Origin of the sequence: Bacillus sp. XT-2, assembly GCF_025696525.1 — a bacterium.
Taxonomy (GTDB): Bacteria; Bacillota; Bacilli; order Bacillales; family Bacillaceae; genus Bacillus; species Bacillus halotolerans.
This window is the reverse complement of sequence record NZ_JAHVOC010000004.1, coordinates 94,438-109,986: the sequence shown is the minus strand read 5'-3', so window position 1 is coordinate 109,986 and position 15,549 is coordinate 94,438. Positions and strand designations below refer to the sequence as shown.

Genomic DNA, 15,549 nt, shown 5'->3' with positions numbered 1-15,549 from the left:
GCGGCAGATGAAATGGAATCAACGCTGATTGTAGGGGCGGATGAATTTTTCGGCCTTTCTTTATGCGAGCGAATGATGGATGAAGGCATATACGTCGATGTCGTTTTGGCTGAAACAGATGATGAAAACAGACAAATGTACTTAGAAGAAAGACTCATGTGGCTTGGAAGAAACGAACACTTTCGGCAGCTTGAGCACATTGAGGGTCAAAAGTATGATACAATTTGTATCCAATATGACTGCGGCTTTTTGCCTTTGGACCAATATAAATCCGCTTATGTATTGGTATACGAACAAGACCGAAAAGAGTGGGAGAAACGTGAAAAGACAGGTTCAGAAAAAGCGGTGATCCTTCCTAAAATGTATGGGCCGTGGAAAGAAGAACAGGAGGAAGAGGGCTTTTATACAGAAGATGTAGCTGACGAGCTGTTGAGATTCCTGTTTGAGCCCGGCCGTGATACCGGCAAAGATTGCATTTTTGATTTGCAAGTCACGAAAAAAACTTCAAAAGATGAAGCGAAAACAAAAATTCTCGAGTGGAAAAGACAATTTTCATCAATTTTCGACAAATATTAAGAAAAACCTTCCATGTTTCGAGTTTTCTAGATACAATAAACGTATCATTTTAATACATGTGATAGCTTGTCAAAAGGAGTTGAACATGACTTGATCACAAGGCTTGTCATGATCTTTTCTGTCCTCCTTTTATTAAGCGGATGTGGACAAACTCCGTTTAAAGGAAAAATTGAGAAGGTCGGCATGCTCTTTCCTGATACGATTAATGACCTCGTATGGGGCACAAAAGGGTATAAAGGATTACTGAATATACAATCTAAATACAATGTGGACGTCTACTATAAAGAAGGCGTAAAAACAGATGAAGATATTATAAATGCGATTGAAGATTTTCATAAGCGCGGCGTCAATCTCCTCTTTGGCCATGGAAGTGAGTATGAAGAAGTATTTAACTTGGTCAGTGAAGACTATCCGGATATGCAGTTTGTGATTTCAAATGCAAAAGCAAAAGCGGACAATGTCACAAGCGTCCATCTCAGCGGGGAAGCAATCGGCTTTTTCGGCGGAATGACCGCTGCCCATATGTCAAAAACCAATCAGGTCGGCGTCATCGCTTCTTTTTCATGGCAGCCAGAAGTGGACGGCTTTATAAAAGGGGCTAAGTATGAAAATCCTAATATAGAAGTGAATACAAAATATACGGATCACTGGGATGATGATTCGACTGCGGTGAACCTTTATCAAAAAATGAAGAACGAAGGCGCGGATGTTGTGTATCCTGCCGGAGACGGGTATAATGTTCCTGTCATTCAGCAAATCAAAAAAGACGGCCTATATGCGATCGGCTATGTCACAGATCAATCCGATCTTGGCGAAAACACCGTGTTAACCAGCACGGTGCAAAATGTGGACAAGGCCTATGAAATTATAGCTGAGCAATTCGACAAAGGGACTTTAAAAGGCGGCGATCACTATTACGATCTGAAAAGCCGAGTTGTCGAAATGGGAACCTTCAGTCCGCTTGTGGACAAAGCTTTTCAGAAAAAAATCGCCAAACTGGTCAAAACATATAACAAAACAGGTGAACTGCCAAAAAACGAGTAACGGGGTGACTTTACATGCAGCACGAAAAATCACTTGAGTTTCTGCAAATAGCAATGAAATATCTGCCTGAAGCGAAAGAGCAGCTTGAAAAATCAGGAATAGAGCTGTCGATGGAGGCCATTCAGCCGTTTATGAATTTATTTACAACGGTAATGGCGGAAGCCTATGAGCTGGGTAAATCCGACGCGAAATCTGAAACCGAATAAGAAGAAGCCACTTTCTCGAAAGTGGCTTTTCACATGATTTTCTTTTTAATAGCGGATACCATAGGCGCGAGTTCCTTCAGAGCGGGCTTGATTTGATCGAGAGAGTTCATAATCGAACCGATTTGGTTCATAATATACATGTAATCAATCGTCTCTTCTTCGTTTGTCGGGGAAACCTCCTCCTCCTGCACTTCTTCTTTTTCTGTTTTTTGTTTGGCGTTATCGCCGAACATCATTTTTGAAAACACATCCACCTGCATACGCCTCCTTTTCGATATACCATACTCTATGAGTAAGATGAACCGATAGTTTAGACGAATATATTGCCATGTGAAAAAAAATAAGATAGAATTAGTACCTGATACTAATAATTGATCATAACCTGATTGATCTTCTAAATTAACTATATAAAGGAGTCTTCCCTTATGAAAGCTGGAATACTTGGAGTTGGACGTTATATCCCTGAGAAGGTTTTAACAAATCATGATTTAGAAAAAATGGTTGAAACTTCTGACGAGTGGATTCGTACAAGAACAGGAATAGAAGAAAGAAGAATTGCCGCTGATGACGTATATTCATCACATATGGCTGTTGCAGCAGCGAAAAAAGCGCTGGAACAAGCTGAAGTGTCCGCTGAGGATCTCGATATGATTCTCGTTGCGACTGTCACACCTGATCAGTCATTTCCTACAGTTTCTTGTATGATTCAAGAACAGCTCGGCGCAAAGAAAGCATGTGCCATGGATATCAGCGCGGCTTGTGCAGGCTTTATGTACGGGGTTGTAACGGGTAAACAATTTATTGAATCCGGAACTTATAAGCATGTCCTTGTTGTCGGTGTAGAAAAGCTCTCAAGCATTACAGACTGGGAAGACCGCAACACAGCCGTTCTGTTTGGTGACGGAGCGGGCGCTGCGGTAGTCGGGCCAGTCAGTGATGACAGAGGAATTCTTTCATTTGAACTAGGAGCAGACGGCACAGGCGGTCAGCACTTGTATCTGAATGAAAAAGGACATACAATCATGAATGGACGTGAAGTTTTCAAATTTGCGGTCCGCCAAATGGGTGAATCATGCGTAAATGTCATTGAAAAAGCCGGACTCTCAAAAGAGGACGTCGACTTTTTGATTCCGCATCAGGCGAACATCCGCATCATGGAAGCTGCACGTGAGCGTTTAGAGCTTCCTGTCGAAAAGATGTCTAAAACTGTTCATAAATATGGAAACACTTCTGCCGCATCCATTCCTATTTCTCTAGTAGAAGAATTGGAAGCCGGTAAAATCAAAGATGGCGATGTGATCGTCATGGTAGGATTCGGCGGAGGATTAACTTGGGGCGCCATTGCAATCCGCTGGGGCCGATAAAAAAAGGTGAGGTGCACACAAGATGAGTAAAAAAAGAGTAGTTGTTACAGGACTCGGAGCATTGTCTCCGCTTGGCAACGACGTCGATACAAGTTGGAATAACGCAATCAACGGTGTGTCCGGGATCGGTCCGATCACTCGTGTTGATTCTGAAGAATATCCGGCTAAAGTAGCCGCTGAATTAAAAGACTTTAATGTTGAAGATTACATGGACAAAAAAGAAGCAAGAAAAATGGACCGTTTCACTCAATATGCGGTTGTTGCTGCGAAAATGGCAGTTGAAGACGCAGGTCTTGAAATTACTGATGAAATCGCGCCGAGAGTCGGTGTTTGGGTTGGTTCCGGAATCGGAGGGCTTGAAACGCTTGAGTCTCAGTTTGAAATCTTCTTAACAAAAGGCCCAAGACGGGTAAGCCCGTTTTTTGTGCCGATGATGATTCCTGATATGGCGACAGGCCAAATTTCTATCGCTTTAGGAGCAAAGGGAGTTAACTCTTGTACGGTAACTGCATGTGCAACAGGAACAAACTCTATCGGTGACGCATTTAAAGTGATTCAGCGCGGCGATGCAGACGCTATGATCACAGGCGGAACAGAAGCGCCGCTGACTAGAATGTCATTCGCGGGCTTCAGTGCCAACAAAGCGCTTTCTACAAATCCGGATCCGAAAACTGCGAGCCGTCCGTTTGATAAAAACCGTGATGGATTCGTTATGGGTGAAGGTGCGGGTATTATCGTTCTTGAAGAACTTGAGCATGCACTTGCACGCGGCGCCAAAATTTACGGAGAAATCGTCGGTTACGGTTCGACGGGAGACGCTTATCATATCACAGCGCCTGCCCAAGACGGCGAAGGCGGAGCGAGAGCGATGAAAGAAGCCATTAAAGATGCGGGTATTGCGCCTGAAGAGATTGACTATATCAATGCTCACGGCACAAGCACATATTACAATGACAAATATGAAACAATGGCGATTAAGACAGTTTTTGGCGAGCATGCCTATAAACTTGCGGTAAGCTCTACAAAATCTATGACGGGCCACCTTCTAGGCGCGGCGGGCGGTATTGAAGCCATTTTCTCTATCCTTGCCATTAAAGAAGGCATGATCCCGCCAACAATCAATATTGAAACGCCTGACGAAGAATGCGATTTAGATTATGTGCCTGATGAAGCACGCAGACAGGATCTCAGCTATGTTCTCAGCAACTCACTGGGATTCGGCGGACATAATGCAACGCTAATCTTCAAAAAATATCAGTAATCATGACGCCAAACCGGCTGCCCTAAAAGGGTAGCCGGTTTTTTTCGTGCGCATAGGATAAAAAAGAGGAGGCGATAGCATGAGCGTGGAACAAACATACAAATGGTTTGAAAAAGCCGCTTCAATAGATGATCTGGCGCATTACATTGTCCCGTACTTTTCAAGAAGGAAGAAAGAAGACTGGAAAGGCATCTTGGGACATTTGCAGCATCACGGAATGTTTAAAAACATAAAAGAGGGAATAAGCACGTCTTCCATTCTGAAAGAAAAAGGGCTTTTCCGGCATATACAAAAAGAGGAGCAGTACCTCAAAAAGAAGTGGCAAGGACCTGACGTGCCAATCGTAGCACTGCCGGTTGATGAACGAAACAGAAGAATCCGTTTAGAATTCGGATCAAAATCAGGGCTCGCCTTTCCAGATAAAATGTTTCTCTTTCTCTCGTCAGATATCGAATTATCCTCGGTGTCAGCCCTTATGACACATGAATATCATCATGTTTGCCGGTTAGATCATATGACTAAAGAGGAAAAAGACGTCACATTACTTGATACAATCATCATGGAGGGGCTGGCAGAATATGCTGTTTATGAGAGGTTAGGCCAAAGCCAAACGGCTGAATGGACCAACTGGTATACCCCTCTGCAGCTTGAGGTTTTTTACGAAAAAAAGATTGCGCCCCATCTGAACATTAAACGGGAACATCGATTGTTCGATCAGCTTTTATACGGCAAAGGATACCAGCCGAAAATGCTTGGATATGCAGTCGGATTCAATATTGTAAAAAAATATTTATCAGAGAACAAAGCCAATACAGCAGACGGGCTGTCCATCTCTCCTGAAACCTTTTTGAAAGCAACGCTTTAATAGAATAAAATAATGGAATTTCGTTAATAATATTACATTTATCCTAAAAAATTCTTGATTTTGCAAAATGATTGTAATAATATACAACTATAAAATTTTTCGATAATTCAATATTATTTATTATTTCTGAATAAAGGGATTACTTTCTCTTGAAAACGTTTGGCGACAAGAGGGGGAAAGGGGAGCTAGCATGAGCACACTTTTAGAAGTGAATAATTTAAAGACTTATTTTTTTAGAAAAAAGGAGCCGATCCCTGCGGTGGACGGAGTCGATTTCTACATCAAAAAAGGCGAAACCGTCGCGCTTGTAGGCGAATCCGGCTCCGGCAAAAGTATTACTTCATTGTCTATTATGGGTCTTGTCCAGAGTTCAGGCGGAAAAATCATGGACGGTACGATTAAACTCGAAGACAAGGACCTCACCTCATTCACTGAAAATGACTATTGCAAAATCCGCGGAAACGAAGTATCCATGATCTTTCAAGAACCAATGACCTCCCTCAATCCGGTGTTAACGATCGGAGAACAAATTACCGAAGTGCTGATTTACCATAAAAACATGAAGAAAAAAGAAGCATATCAAAGAGCCGTCGAACTCTTGAAGATGGTTGGGTTTTCAAGAGCGGAGCAAATTATGAAGGAATATCCGCACCGTCTATCTGGCGGAATGAGACAGAGGGTAATGATCGCCATCGCGCTCAGCTGTAATCCAAAACTGCTGATTGCCGATGAACCGACAACGGCGTTAGACGTGACGATACAAGCCCAAGTGCTGGAGCTAATGAAGGATCTCTGCCAGAAGTTTGATACGTCAATTTTGCTGATTACACATGACTTAGGTGTCGTATCGGAAGCAGCCGACAGAGTGATTGTCATGTACTGCGGACAAGTCGTAGAAAATGCCTCAGTCGATGAGTTATTTTTAGAGCCCCTTCATCCTTATACAGAAGGACTGCTTATGTCGATTCCCGTCATAGATGGAGAGATTGATAAATTAAATGCGATTAAAGGCAGCGTGCCGACACCAGATAATCTGCCGCCGGGGTGCCGTTTTGCTCCAAGGTGCCCAAAAGCCATGGATAAATGCTGGACCCATCAGCCTTCGCTTTTGACACATAAAAGCGGAAGGTCAGTGAGATGCTTTTTATATGAGGAAGAAGGTGCCGAACAATCATGACAGCAGCTAATCAGGAAACAATTTTAGAACTTCGGGACGTGAAAAAATATTTCCCGATCCGCTCAGGCTTTTTTCAAAGAAAAGTTGGTGATGTAAAAGCGGTGGACGGTGTTTCGTTTTCCTTAAAAAAAGGAGAAACACTCGGAATTGTTGGAGAATCGGGTTGCGGAAAATCGACTGCCGGCCGGACGATGATCAGGCTGTATAAACCGACTGAAGGCCAAATTTTCTTTAAGGGACAGGATATTTCCAATCTGTCAGAGGAGAATTTACGAAAAAACGTCCGTAAAAATATCCAGATGGTCTTTCAAGATCCATTCGCTTCGCTGAATCCAAGAAAAACGCTGCGTTCTATTATTAAGGAGCCTTTTAACACGCACCATATGTACACGATGCGAGAACGAAATGAGAAAGTCGAAGAGCTGCTTGCGAGAGTAGGTCTTCATCCGTCGTTTGCCTCCCGCTATCCTCATGAATTTTCCGGCGGACAGCGTCAGCGGATCGGCATTGCGAGAGCCCTCACGCTGAATCCGGAGCTTATCATTGCAGACGAACCGGTTTCTGCACTTGATGTATCGATTCAGGCCCAAGTCATCAACTTAATGGAAGAATTGCAGGAAGAATTTAATCTGACGTATCTATTTATTTCTCACGATTTAAGTGTCGTCCGCCATATCAGCGACAGAGTCGGGGTAATGTACCTTGGCAAAATGATGGAACTGACCGATAAGCACGAGTTATATGACAATCCGCTCCACCCATACACCCAAGCGCTTTTATCATCTGTCCCGGTTACAAGAAAAAAAGGATCTGTCAAACGCGAACGCATCGTCCTGAAAGGAGAACTGCCCAGCCCGGCCAATCCGCCAAAAGGCTGTGTTTTCCATACGAGATGTCCCGTTGCAAAACCGAAATGCAAGGAACAAATACCGGAATTCAAAGAAGCTGCTCCCAGCCATTTTGTGGCTTGTCACCTTTATAGCTAACTGTCACCCGCACAGCTTTGAGAGGGGGTATGCATACTACATAAACAGCAGCTAAGAAGAACGAACATTTCAAGAGGGGGAATATCTAATGAAAAGACGTAAAACCGCACTGATGATGCTAAGTGTATTAATGGTGATGGCCATCTTTTTATCGGCCTGCTCGGGATCGAAATCAAGCAGCAGCGAGAAAAAATCAACCGGCAAACCGCAGCAGGGCGGGGACTTGGTTGTTGGTTCAATCGGTGCCCCGACACTTTTCAACTCATTATATTCAACAGATGAATCGAGTACGGATATAGAACAAATGATTTACAGCTTTTTAACAAAAACAGATGAAAAATTAAATGTCAAAATGTCATTGGCTGAGAGTGTCAAAGAGCTGGATGGCGGTTTGAAATATGATGTAAAAATCAAAAAAGGCGTTAAGTTCCATGACGGAGAAGAACTTACTGCCGACGATGTAGTATTTACGTTTAACATCCCGCTGAACAAGGATTACAAAGGTGAGCGCGGATCTAACTTTGAAATGCTGAAATCAGTAGAGAAAAAGGGAGATTACGAGGTTTTATTTACCCTGAAATACAAAGACCCTAACTTCTATAACAATACATTAGACAGCTACGGCATTCTTCCGGAGCATATTTTAAAAGATGTACCGGTTGCGCAGCTTGAAGATAATGAATTTAACAGGAAAAATCCGATCGGCTCAGGGCCTTTCAAATTTAAAGAATGGAAAGATGGACAATACGTGAAGCTCGTTGCCAATGATGATTACTATGACGGGCGCCCGTATTTAGACAGTGTCACGTATAAAATCATTCCTGATGCCAATGCTGCGGTTGCCCAGCTTCAAGCGGGGGATATTGATTTCTTTAACGTTCCGTCAACTGATTATAAGACAGCTGAATCGTTTAATAATGTCAAGGTTGTAACAGACTTGGCGCTTAGCTACTCATATATCGGCTGGAATGAGAAAAACGAGCTCTTTAAAGACAAAAAAGTGCGCCAGGCGCTTACCACAGCGTTAGATCGTGAAACGATGGTGGAAACTGTATTGGATGGCGACGGAGAGGTCGCTTATATCCCGGAAAGTCCGGCTTCCTGGAACTATCCGAAAGGCGTAGAAGTGCCTAAATTTAAATACAATGTGAAGAAAGCGAAGAAGATGCTGAAAGAAGCCGGCTGGGAAGATACTGACGGTGACGGCATCTTAGATAAAGACGGCAAAAAATTCGAGTTTACGCTGAAAACGAACCAAGGAAATAAGGTGCGTGAAGATATTGCAGTTGTTGTTCAAGAGCAGCTGAAGAAAGTCGGTATTAAAGTAACGCCGCAAATCGTGGAATGGAGTGCGCTTGTTGAGCAAACCAGCGCCCCTAATTGGGACTATGACGCAATGGTATTAGGCTGGAGCCTGTCCACATTCCCGGATCATTACGATATTTTCCATTCAAGCCAGTCTGAAAAAGGCTTAAATAACATGTGGTATAAAAATCCAGAGGTCGATAAACTTCTGAAAGCTGCAAAATCGATCAGTGACCGTGAGCAATACTCTAAAGCGTATGAGAAGATTTACCAAAAGCTTGCTGGAGATCAGCCGTATACCTTCCTTTATTATCCAAACAACCATATGGCGATGCCAGCTAACTTAGAGGGGTATGTGTATCATCCAAAACGTGAACTATATCAGATTGAAAAATGGTGGCTTGCCCAATAATTTTCCCTTGAAGGGGAGGGAGCGAATTTCCTTCCCCATCTATATTGAAAAAGAACCACAAAGGGGACAAGAATATGGTTACATATATCATTCGAAGAACATTAGCTTCGATTCCTATCTTATTAGGAATTACAATTTTGTCTTTTGTCATTATGAAAGCGGCTCCCGGAGATCCGATGACGCTTATGATGGACCCTACCATCAGCCAGGCAGACAGAGCACAGTTTATTGAAAAATACGGCCTGAATGACCCGGAATACGTTCAATATTTAAAGTGGCTCGGCAATATGGTTCAAGGGGATTTCGGAACGTCCATTATCAGAAAAGGAACGCCTGTTTCAGAGCTGATTATAGCAAGGCTGCCTAACACACTCCTCCTTATGCTGGTGTCGACGATTTTGGCGCTAATCATTTCAATCCCATTTGGTGTGATTTCTGCAAAAAAACCTTATTCAAAACTGGATTATGGCATTACATTTACTTCATTTATCGGTTTAGCCATTCCGAACTTTTGGTTCGGTCTGATTTTAATTATGGTATTTGCTGTGAACCTCGGCTGGTTCCCAACTGGGGGAGTCGCTACTCTTAACACGGATTTTAGCTTATTAGACCGGATTCATCATTTGTTATTACCCGCATTTGTGTTAGCTACGGCAGATATGGCTGGCTTAACGAGATATACAAGGTCAAATATGCTTGATGTGTTAAACCAAGACTATATCCGAACAGCCAGATCAAAAGGCTTTAAAGAAAATCGCGTGCTATTTAAGCATGGCTTGCGGAATGCGCTATTGCCTGTTATTACGATCTTCGGTTTAATGATTCCCTCTTTTATCGGCGGAGCGGTTGTCGTAGAGCAGATTTTCACTTGGCCGGGGCTGGGAAAACTGTTTGTCGATTCGGCATTCCAGCGTGATTATCCGGTTATTATGGCAATGACCGTGATTTCGGCAGTGCTTGTCGTGGTCGGAAACCTCATTGCAGACATCCTTTACGCGATTGTTGATCCGCGGATCGAATATTAAGAGGAGGGAAACAGAGATGTCAGAGCTGCAAACAACTCCCTCGCCGGAGATCAGACTAAAAGAAAACATTTCGAAAAAACCAGAGACGATGACCAAGATCTTCTGGGAAAAATTTTCGAAAAACAAGCTGGCCATTCTAGGTGCCGTCATTCTGTTTATCATTGTTATGTCGGCTGTTTTCGCTCCTTTGATTGCACCTTACCCCCAAGAACAGCAAAGCTTGCTTGATAAGTATAAAGCGCCGGGCCTTGAACATTTGATGGGAACGGATAAATTCGGCCGCGATATTTTCAGCCGGATTTTGTATGGAGCGCGCGTCTCTTTATTGGTCGGTTTTGCTTCTGTAGTCGGTTCTATTTTAATCGGAACTGTATTAGGGGCGTTAGCAGGTTATTTCAGAGGAATTGTCGACGCTGTCATTATGCGTTTAGTCGACATTGTATTATCCATTCCGGATATTTTCTTGCTGATCACGCTGGTTACCATTTTTAAGCCTGGCGTGGACAAACTAATTTTAATTTTCTGTCTCACCGGCTGGACAACAACGGCACGATTGGTAAGAGGAGAGTTTCTATCGCTTCGTTCAAGGGAATACGTTCTGGCTGCTAAAACAATCGGAACGAAGACTCACAAAATTATCTTTTCACATATTCTCCCCAATGCATTAGGACCGATTATTGTGTCAGCAACATTAAAGGTAGGTTCAGTTATTCTCGCTGAGTCCGCGCTGAGCTACTTAGGCTTCGGGATTCAGCCGCCAATCGCAAGCTGGGGAAATATGCTTCAAGACGCACAAAATTTCACAGTGATGATTCAAGCATGGTGGTACCCATTATTTCCCGGGCTATTTATTTTAATTACCGTGCTGTGCTTCAACTTTGTCGGAGACGGTTTGCGGGATGCTCTTGATCCTAAAAATATTAAATAAAAATGAAAATCATGTTCGTTAGAAAATGTAACGAATCCCTAGAGTAAGCAGATTTCCTTTGTCAGAAAATATACGAGGAAGTCTGCTTTTTGTGTTTCTAACAGAAACCCAGTTATTCCAGATTTCCTCAATCTCTATGGAATAATTTCTCTGCACCTTGCCTATACTGTGGACAACAGTTTTTATAAAGTGAGGGGTTAGAGATGTTATTTCTTCATGATGTGTGGGTCAATTGGTTTGAAGGGGAAGAAAATGGCTACAATGTATGCCACTTTCATGAATGGCGCAAGGAAGATACGGTTGAGCTTTTGGATCAGGTGCCTCTCTTAAGGGTGCCGTCAGTATTGTTTCATTACATAGAAAACGATTTGTCAGAGCTTCCAAAAGATTTGCTTGAAGAGGTTCATCAAAAATCGTACATTCGCAAAAATCATGAACGCACAAAGCTGGAGTATTGTTTTGTTGTGACGGACGGAATCGGCATTTTGGCTGTTGATACAATCGGCTACACGATCCCTGTCAGAAAAAGCCGCCTTATTCCGCGCCAGGAGCAGCTCGTGTATGAAATGGTGAAAGATGTAGAGCCGGAAACGTATGAATTTGAGCCGAAGAAGCTGGAGTCTTCAAAAGAATATCATATCTTATCATTGGCACCAGAGCACGTCAGAGGATTAACGAGAAAAGAGCGGCAAATTAAGCAGCTTATGTTTATGGCGCTGGATCAATTAAAAGGGCTGAAAAACCGTGCGGAGATTGGTTACTGGTACACAGAGTGGAACCCGCATATGTATGAACAAATCAAACGGATGAGCTTTGAAGAGATTTGGGACATGCTGTATAACGAAACCATTGAAGGCTGGTCGGACAAGCATTTGGCTTTTTGCGAAAACCTGATCAAAGGACAGCCTTTTTTTGAGAAGCTTTGGGAAATAGAAAATGAATCAAAGGTAAATTAAAAAAAACCGCTCTTTGCAAATCGCAAGAGCGGTCTTTTTGTTATCGTCTTTTTCGGCCGAGACCCATGGCATTTTCCATTTTTTTGAGCATTTTGTTTGCTGTTCGGTTCGCCCGCTCAGCGCCTTCATCAAGAATCCGGTCTAATTCTTCGGACTCAATCAGTTCATGATAACGGTCTTGAATTGGCTTCAATGCACCGACTACCACTTCTGCCAAATCACCTTTGAACTCGCCATAGCCTTTTCCTTCGTATTTCGCTTCAAGTTCTTCAATCGTCGTATTGCCGAGAATTGAATAAATCGTAAGAAGGTTGGAAACGCCCGGTTTGTTTTCTTTATCAAATTTTACAATACCTTCAGAATCTGTCACAGCGCTTTTGATTTTCTTTTCAAGCTGCTTTGGTTCGTCCAGCAATGTAATAAAAGATTTCTGGTTCGGATCAGATTTACTCATTTTCTTCAGCGGGTCAGTCAGAGACATGATCCGGGCGCCTACTTTTGGAATCTTCACTTCCGGAATTGTAAAGATGTCGTTATATTTTTTGTTAAAGCGCTCTGCAAGGTTTCGTGTCAGCTCAAGATGCTGCTTTTGATCCTCGCCGACAGGCACAAGATCTGTTCCGTACAGTAGAATGTCAGCAGCCATCAGCGGCGGGTACGTTAACAGGCCCGAGACAACTGCTTCTTTGCCATTTGACTTGTCCTTAAATTGAGTCATTCGTTCAAGCTCGCCGATATAAGCGACGCACTGCATCATCCAACCGGCCTGTGCATGTGCGGGAACCTCTGATTGAATAAACAGTGTTGCCTTTTCAGGGTCGAGACCGACAGCTAGATAAAGCGCAGCCAGACTGCGGATGTTTTTTCTCAGCTGAAGCCGATCCTGAGGCACTGTGATCGCATGCTGGTCTACGATGCAAAAATAGCTGTTATAATCATGCTGCAGTTCGACAAACTGCTTCATTGCACCGATGTAGTTGCCGAGTGTAACGGAACCGCTTGGCTGGATGCCTGAAAAAATCGTCTGTTTCATTGGAAAATCAACCTCATTTCTTAGAACATAATAAAAAAGGCTCATTCTTCCCCTGTAAAAAAGGGACGAATGAACCGTGGTACCACCCTGATTATTCCATTAAAATGGAATCACTCTGACGTTTGTAACGGAGACTGCTCCGGCTGAGCCTACTTTTTGGTTCGGTCAGCTGCTCCAAAGTCCATTCCACATTGCCCGATATCTGCTCCCAGCACCGCAGACTCTCTTCAAACGGGTGAAATGTGTACTACTCTTTTTCATAGCAAGCTTTTCTTTTGATTGCTTCATTATAAATCAATTATAACCAATTGTCATCCTGAAAAAACGTTCTTTTTGCATGAAAATTGTAATGATATAAATAAAAGAACAGTTATAAATCGCCCAAATGATAACCGCTCTCAGCAGTTAAACAGCCAGATATTATATGTATAAAGCAATATGGATTGGAAACTTCTAAAATAGTTTTTAATCAATTTATGCTTTAAACGGCAGAAGGATATCGCGTTATTGGCAGAAAAACTAACGAAGTTTAAAAATTTTAAATTGATAAAATAATATTGCAATAAAGAATTTGTTTCATTATAATGAACTTGTTCACTCTATTGTTACAGCTTTTTTACAAAAATAATCAGAAAAGACGGAACAGAATAAAAGTTATGTAAACTTAGGTTCATTTGTCTGATATTTCTGAGGATTTAGCCGTAAGGAGCTGAAAAAATGATTATTAGGGGGTTTGTGGATATGAAAAAACGTTGGTCGATTGTCACGTTAATGCTCATTTTCACTCTCGTGCTGAGCGCATGCGGCTTTGGCGGCAGCGGTTCAAACGGTGATGGGAAAAAAGACAGCAAAGGGAAGACGACTCTTAACATTAATATTAAAACTGAGCCGTTCTCCTTACATCCCGGATTGGCAAATGACTCGGTATCAGGCGGGGTTATCCGTCAGACTTTTGAAGGATTGACACGTATTAATGCAGATGGTGAACCTGAAGAAGGCGCAGCTTCTAAAATTGAAACAAGCAAAGATGGAAAAACCTATACGTTTACGATTCGTGATGATGCAAAATGGTCAAACGGTGACCCTGTCACAGCGCAAGATTTTGAATATGCATGGAAATGGGCGCTTGATCCTAATAACGAATCACAATACGCTTACCAGCTCTACTACATAAAAGGTGCTGAGGCGGCAAATACCGGTAAAGGCAGCCTTGATGATGTGGCAGTGAAAGCTGAAAACGATAAGACATTAAAGGTTGAACTAAACAACCCGACTCCATACTTCACTGAATTAACAGCATTTTATACTTATATGCCGATTAACAAAAAAATTGCAGAGAAAAACAAAAAGTGGAACACAAATGCCGGAGACGATTATGTGTCAAACGGGCCATTTAAGATGACGGCATGGAAACACAGCGGATCTATCGATCTTGAAAAGAATGATCAATACTGGGATAAAGACAAAGTCAAACTGAAGAAAATCAATATGGTTATGATCAACAACAACAATACTGAACTGAAAAAATTCCAAGCTGGCGAACTTGATTGGGCTGGTTTGCCGCTCGGACAGCTTCCGACTGAATCGCTCCCTAGCTTGAAAAAAGACGGTTCTTTACATGTTGAGCCGATGGCAGGTGTGTATTGGTACAAATTCAATACTGAAGCGAAGCCGTTAGACAACGTCAATATCCGTAAAGCATTATCTTATGCGATTGACCGCCAATCGATTGTTAAAAACATTACACAGGGTGAACAAATCCCGGCAATGGCTGCGGTGCCGCCGACAATGAAGGGATTTGAAGATAACAAAGAAGGCTACTACAAAGACAACGATGTCAAAACGGCAAAAGAATACCTTGAAAAAGGCCTGAAAGAAATGGGCTTAAGCAAGGCATCTGACCTGCCGAAAATCAAATTATCTTATAACACTGATGATGCACATGCAAAAATCGCTCAAGCAGTGCAAGAAATGTGGAAGAAAAATTTAGGCGTGGATGTAGAGCTTGATAACTCAGAATGGAATGTATATATTGATAAGCTTCACAGCCAAGATTATCAAATCGGCCGTATGGGCTGGCTTGGCGACTTCAATGATCCTATTAACTTCCTTGAGCTGTTCCGTGACAAAGACGGAGGAAATAACGATACCGGCTGGGAAAATCCAGAATTCAAAAAACTTCTGAACCAGTCACAAACTGAAACTGATCCAACTAAACGTGCTGAGCTGCTGAAAAAAGCAGAAGGTATTTTCATTGATGAAATGCCAGTAGCGCCAGTTTATTTTTATACGATTCCTTGGGTGCAAGACGAAAATCTGAAAGGAACCATCATTACTGGAACCGGAGAAATTTATTTCAGAAACTCGTACTTTCAATAAGTCTTATTTGTGAAAACAAAAACCTCAAGGTA

At 42.5% G+C, this 15,549-nt stretch carries 15 protein-coding genes and 1 other annotated feature; of the genes, 13 read left to right on the top strand and 2 right to left on the bottom strand.

Going from position 1 to position 15,549, the window contains the following annotated elements:
* The first annotated feature begins 12 nt into the window (after positions 1-12).
* The 3 genes from KXD37_RS12550 (at position 13) to comZ (ending at position 1,826) form a co-directional block, all read left to right on the top strand.
* The gene (locus tag KXD37_RS12550) at positions 13-576 is read left to right on the top strand and encodes a hypothetical protein (RefSeq protein ID WP_106022355.1); all 564 of its coding nucleotides are present in this window, start codon (positions 13-15) and stop codon (positions 574-576) included.
* A gap of 90 nt (positions 577-666) precedes the next feature.
* Complete coding sequence (locus KXD37_RS12545) at positions 667-1,620, top strand: BMP family ABC transporter substrate-binding protein (protein WP_024120903.1); 954 nt, start codon at positions 667-669, stop codon at positions 1,618-1,620.
* A 14-nt stretch (positions 1,621-1,634) separates the two neighbouring features.
* The gene (gene comZ / locus KXD37_RS12540; RefSeq protein ID WP_003224559.1) at positions 1,635-1,826 is read left to right on the top strand and encodes a ComG operon transcriptional repressor ComZ; all 192 of its coding nucleotides are present in this window, start codon (positions 1,635-1,637) and stop codon (positions 1,824-1,826) included.
* 29 nt (positions 1,827-1,855) lie between these two features.
* Here the strand turns inward: comZ and KXD37_RS12535 are convergent, their stop codons facing one another.
* Entirely contained in the window at positions 1,856-2,086 is a 231-nt protein-coding gene (locus tag KXD37_RS12535; RefSeq protein WP_081638273.1) for a hypothetical protein, read from the bottom strand.
* Positions 2,087-2,251: 165 nt separating this feature from the next.
* Between KXD37_RS12535 and fabH the strand changes: the two genes are divergently transcribed.
* The 9 genes from fabH (at position 2,252) to KXD37_RS12490 (ending at position 12,105) form a co-directional block, all read left to right on the top strand.
* Complete coding sequence (fabH, locus tag KXD37_RS12530; protein ID WP_010333732.1) at positions 2,252-3,190, top strand: beta-ketoacyl-ACP synthase III; 939 nt, start codon at positions 2,252-2,254, stop codon at positions 3,188-3,190.
* A gap of 22 nt (positions 3,191-3,212) precedes the next feature.
* Positions 3,213-4,451 (top strand): beta-ketoacyl-ACP synthase II, encoded by a 1,239-nt coding sequence (gene fabF, locus KXD37_RS12525; protein ID WP_101860813.1) that lies wholly within the window; start codon positions 3,213-3,215, stop codon positions 4,449-4,451.
* Between the two features lie 79 nt (positions 4,452-4,530).
* The gene (locus KXD37_RS12520; RefSeq protein WP_263463599.1) at positions 4,531-5,316 is read left to right on the top strand and encodes a DUF2268 domain-containing protein; all 786 of its coding nucleotides are present in this window, start codon (positions 4,531-4,533) and stop codon (positions 5,314-5,316) included.
* Positions 5,317-5,506: 190 nt separating this feature from the next.
* A complete protein-coding gene (appD, locus tag KXD37_RS12515) occupies positions 5,507-6,493 on the top strand; it encodes an oligopeptide ABC transporter ATP-binding protein AppD (RefSeq protein WP_010333735.1) in 987 nt (328 codons plus the stop codon).
* Positions 6,490-7,479, top strand: coding sequence for an oligopeptide ABC transporter ATP-binding protein AppF (appF, locus tag KXD37_RS12510; protein WP_106022350.1), 990 nt, complete (start codon positions 6,490-6,492; stop codon positions 7,477-7,479). The genes appD and appF overlap by 4 nt, the downstream gene beginning before the upstream one ends.
* An 88-nt stretch (positions 7,480-7,567) precedes the next feature.
* Positions 7,568-9,196 (top strand): peptide-binding protein, encoded by a 1,629-nt coding sequence (locus tag KXD37_RS12505; protein WP_263463598.1) that lies wholly within the window; start codon positions 7,568-7,570, stop codon positions 9,194-9,196.
* 74 nt (positions 9,197-9,270) lie between these two features.
* Positions 9,271-10,221 (top strand): ABC transporter permease, encoded by a 951-nt coding sequence (locus KXD37_RS12500; protein ID WP_024120910.1) that lies wholly within the window; start codon positions 9,271-9,273, stop codon positions 10,219-10,221.
* A 16-nt stretch (positions 10,222-10,237) separates the two neighbouring features.
* Complete coding sequence (gene appC, locus KXD37_RS12495; protein WP_024120911.1) at positions 10,238-11,149, top strand: oligopeptide ABC transporter permease AppC; 912 nt, start codon at positions 10,238-10,240, stop codon at positions 11,147-11,149.
* Between the two features lie 203 nt (positions 11,150-11,352).
* Positions 11,353-12,105, top strand: coding sequence for a YjbA family protein (locus KXD37_RS12490; protein WP_024120912.1), 753 nt, complete (start codon positions 11,353-11,355; stop codon positions 12,103-12,105).
* Between the two features lie 40 nt (positions 12,106-12,145).
* Here KXD37_RS12490 and trpS read toward each other — a convergent pair whose 3' ends face one another.
* Entirely contained in the window at positions 12,146-13,138 is a 993-nt protein-coding gene (trpS, locus tag KXD37_RS12485) for a tryptophan--tRNA ligase (RefSeq protein ID WP_010333741.1), read from the bottom strand.
* Positions 13,139-13,196: 58 nt separating this feature from the next.
* Positions 13,197-13,408, bottom strand: a binding site (T-box leader).
* 471 nt (positions 13,409-13,879) lie between these two features.
* Between trpS and oppA the strand changes: the two genes are divergently transcribed.
* Positions 13,880-15,517, top strand: coding sequence for an oligopeptide ABC transporter substrate-binding protein OppA (gene oppA / locus KXD37_RS12480; protein ID WP_024120913.1), 1,638 nt, complete (start codon positions 13,880-13,882; stop codon positions 15,515-15,517).
* The last annotated feature ends 32 nt before the right edge of the window (positions 15,518-15,549 follow it).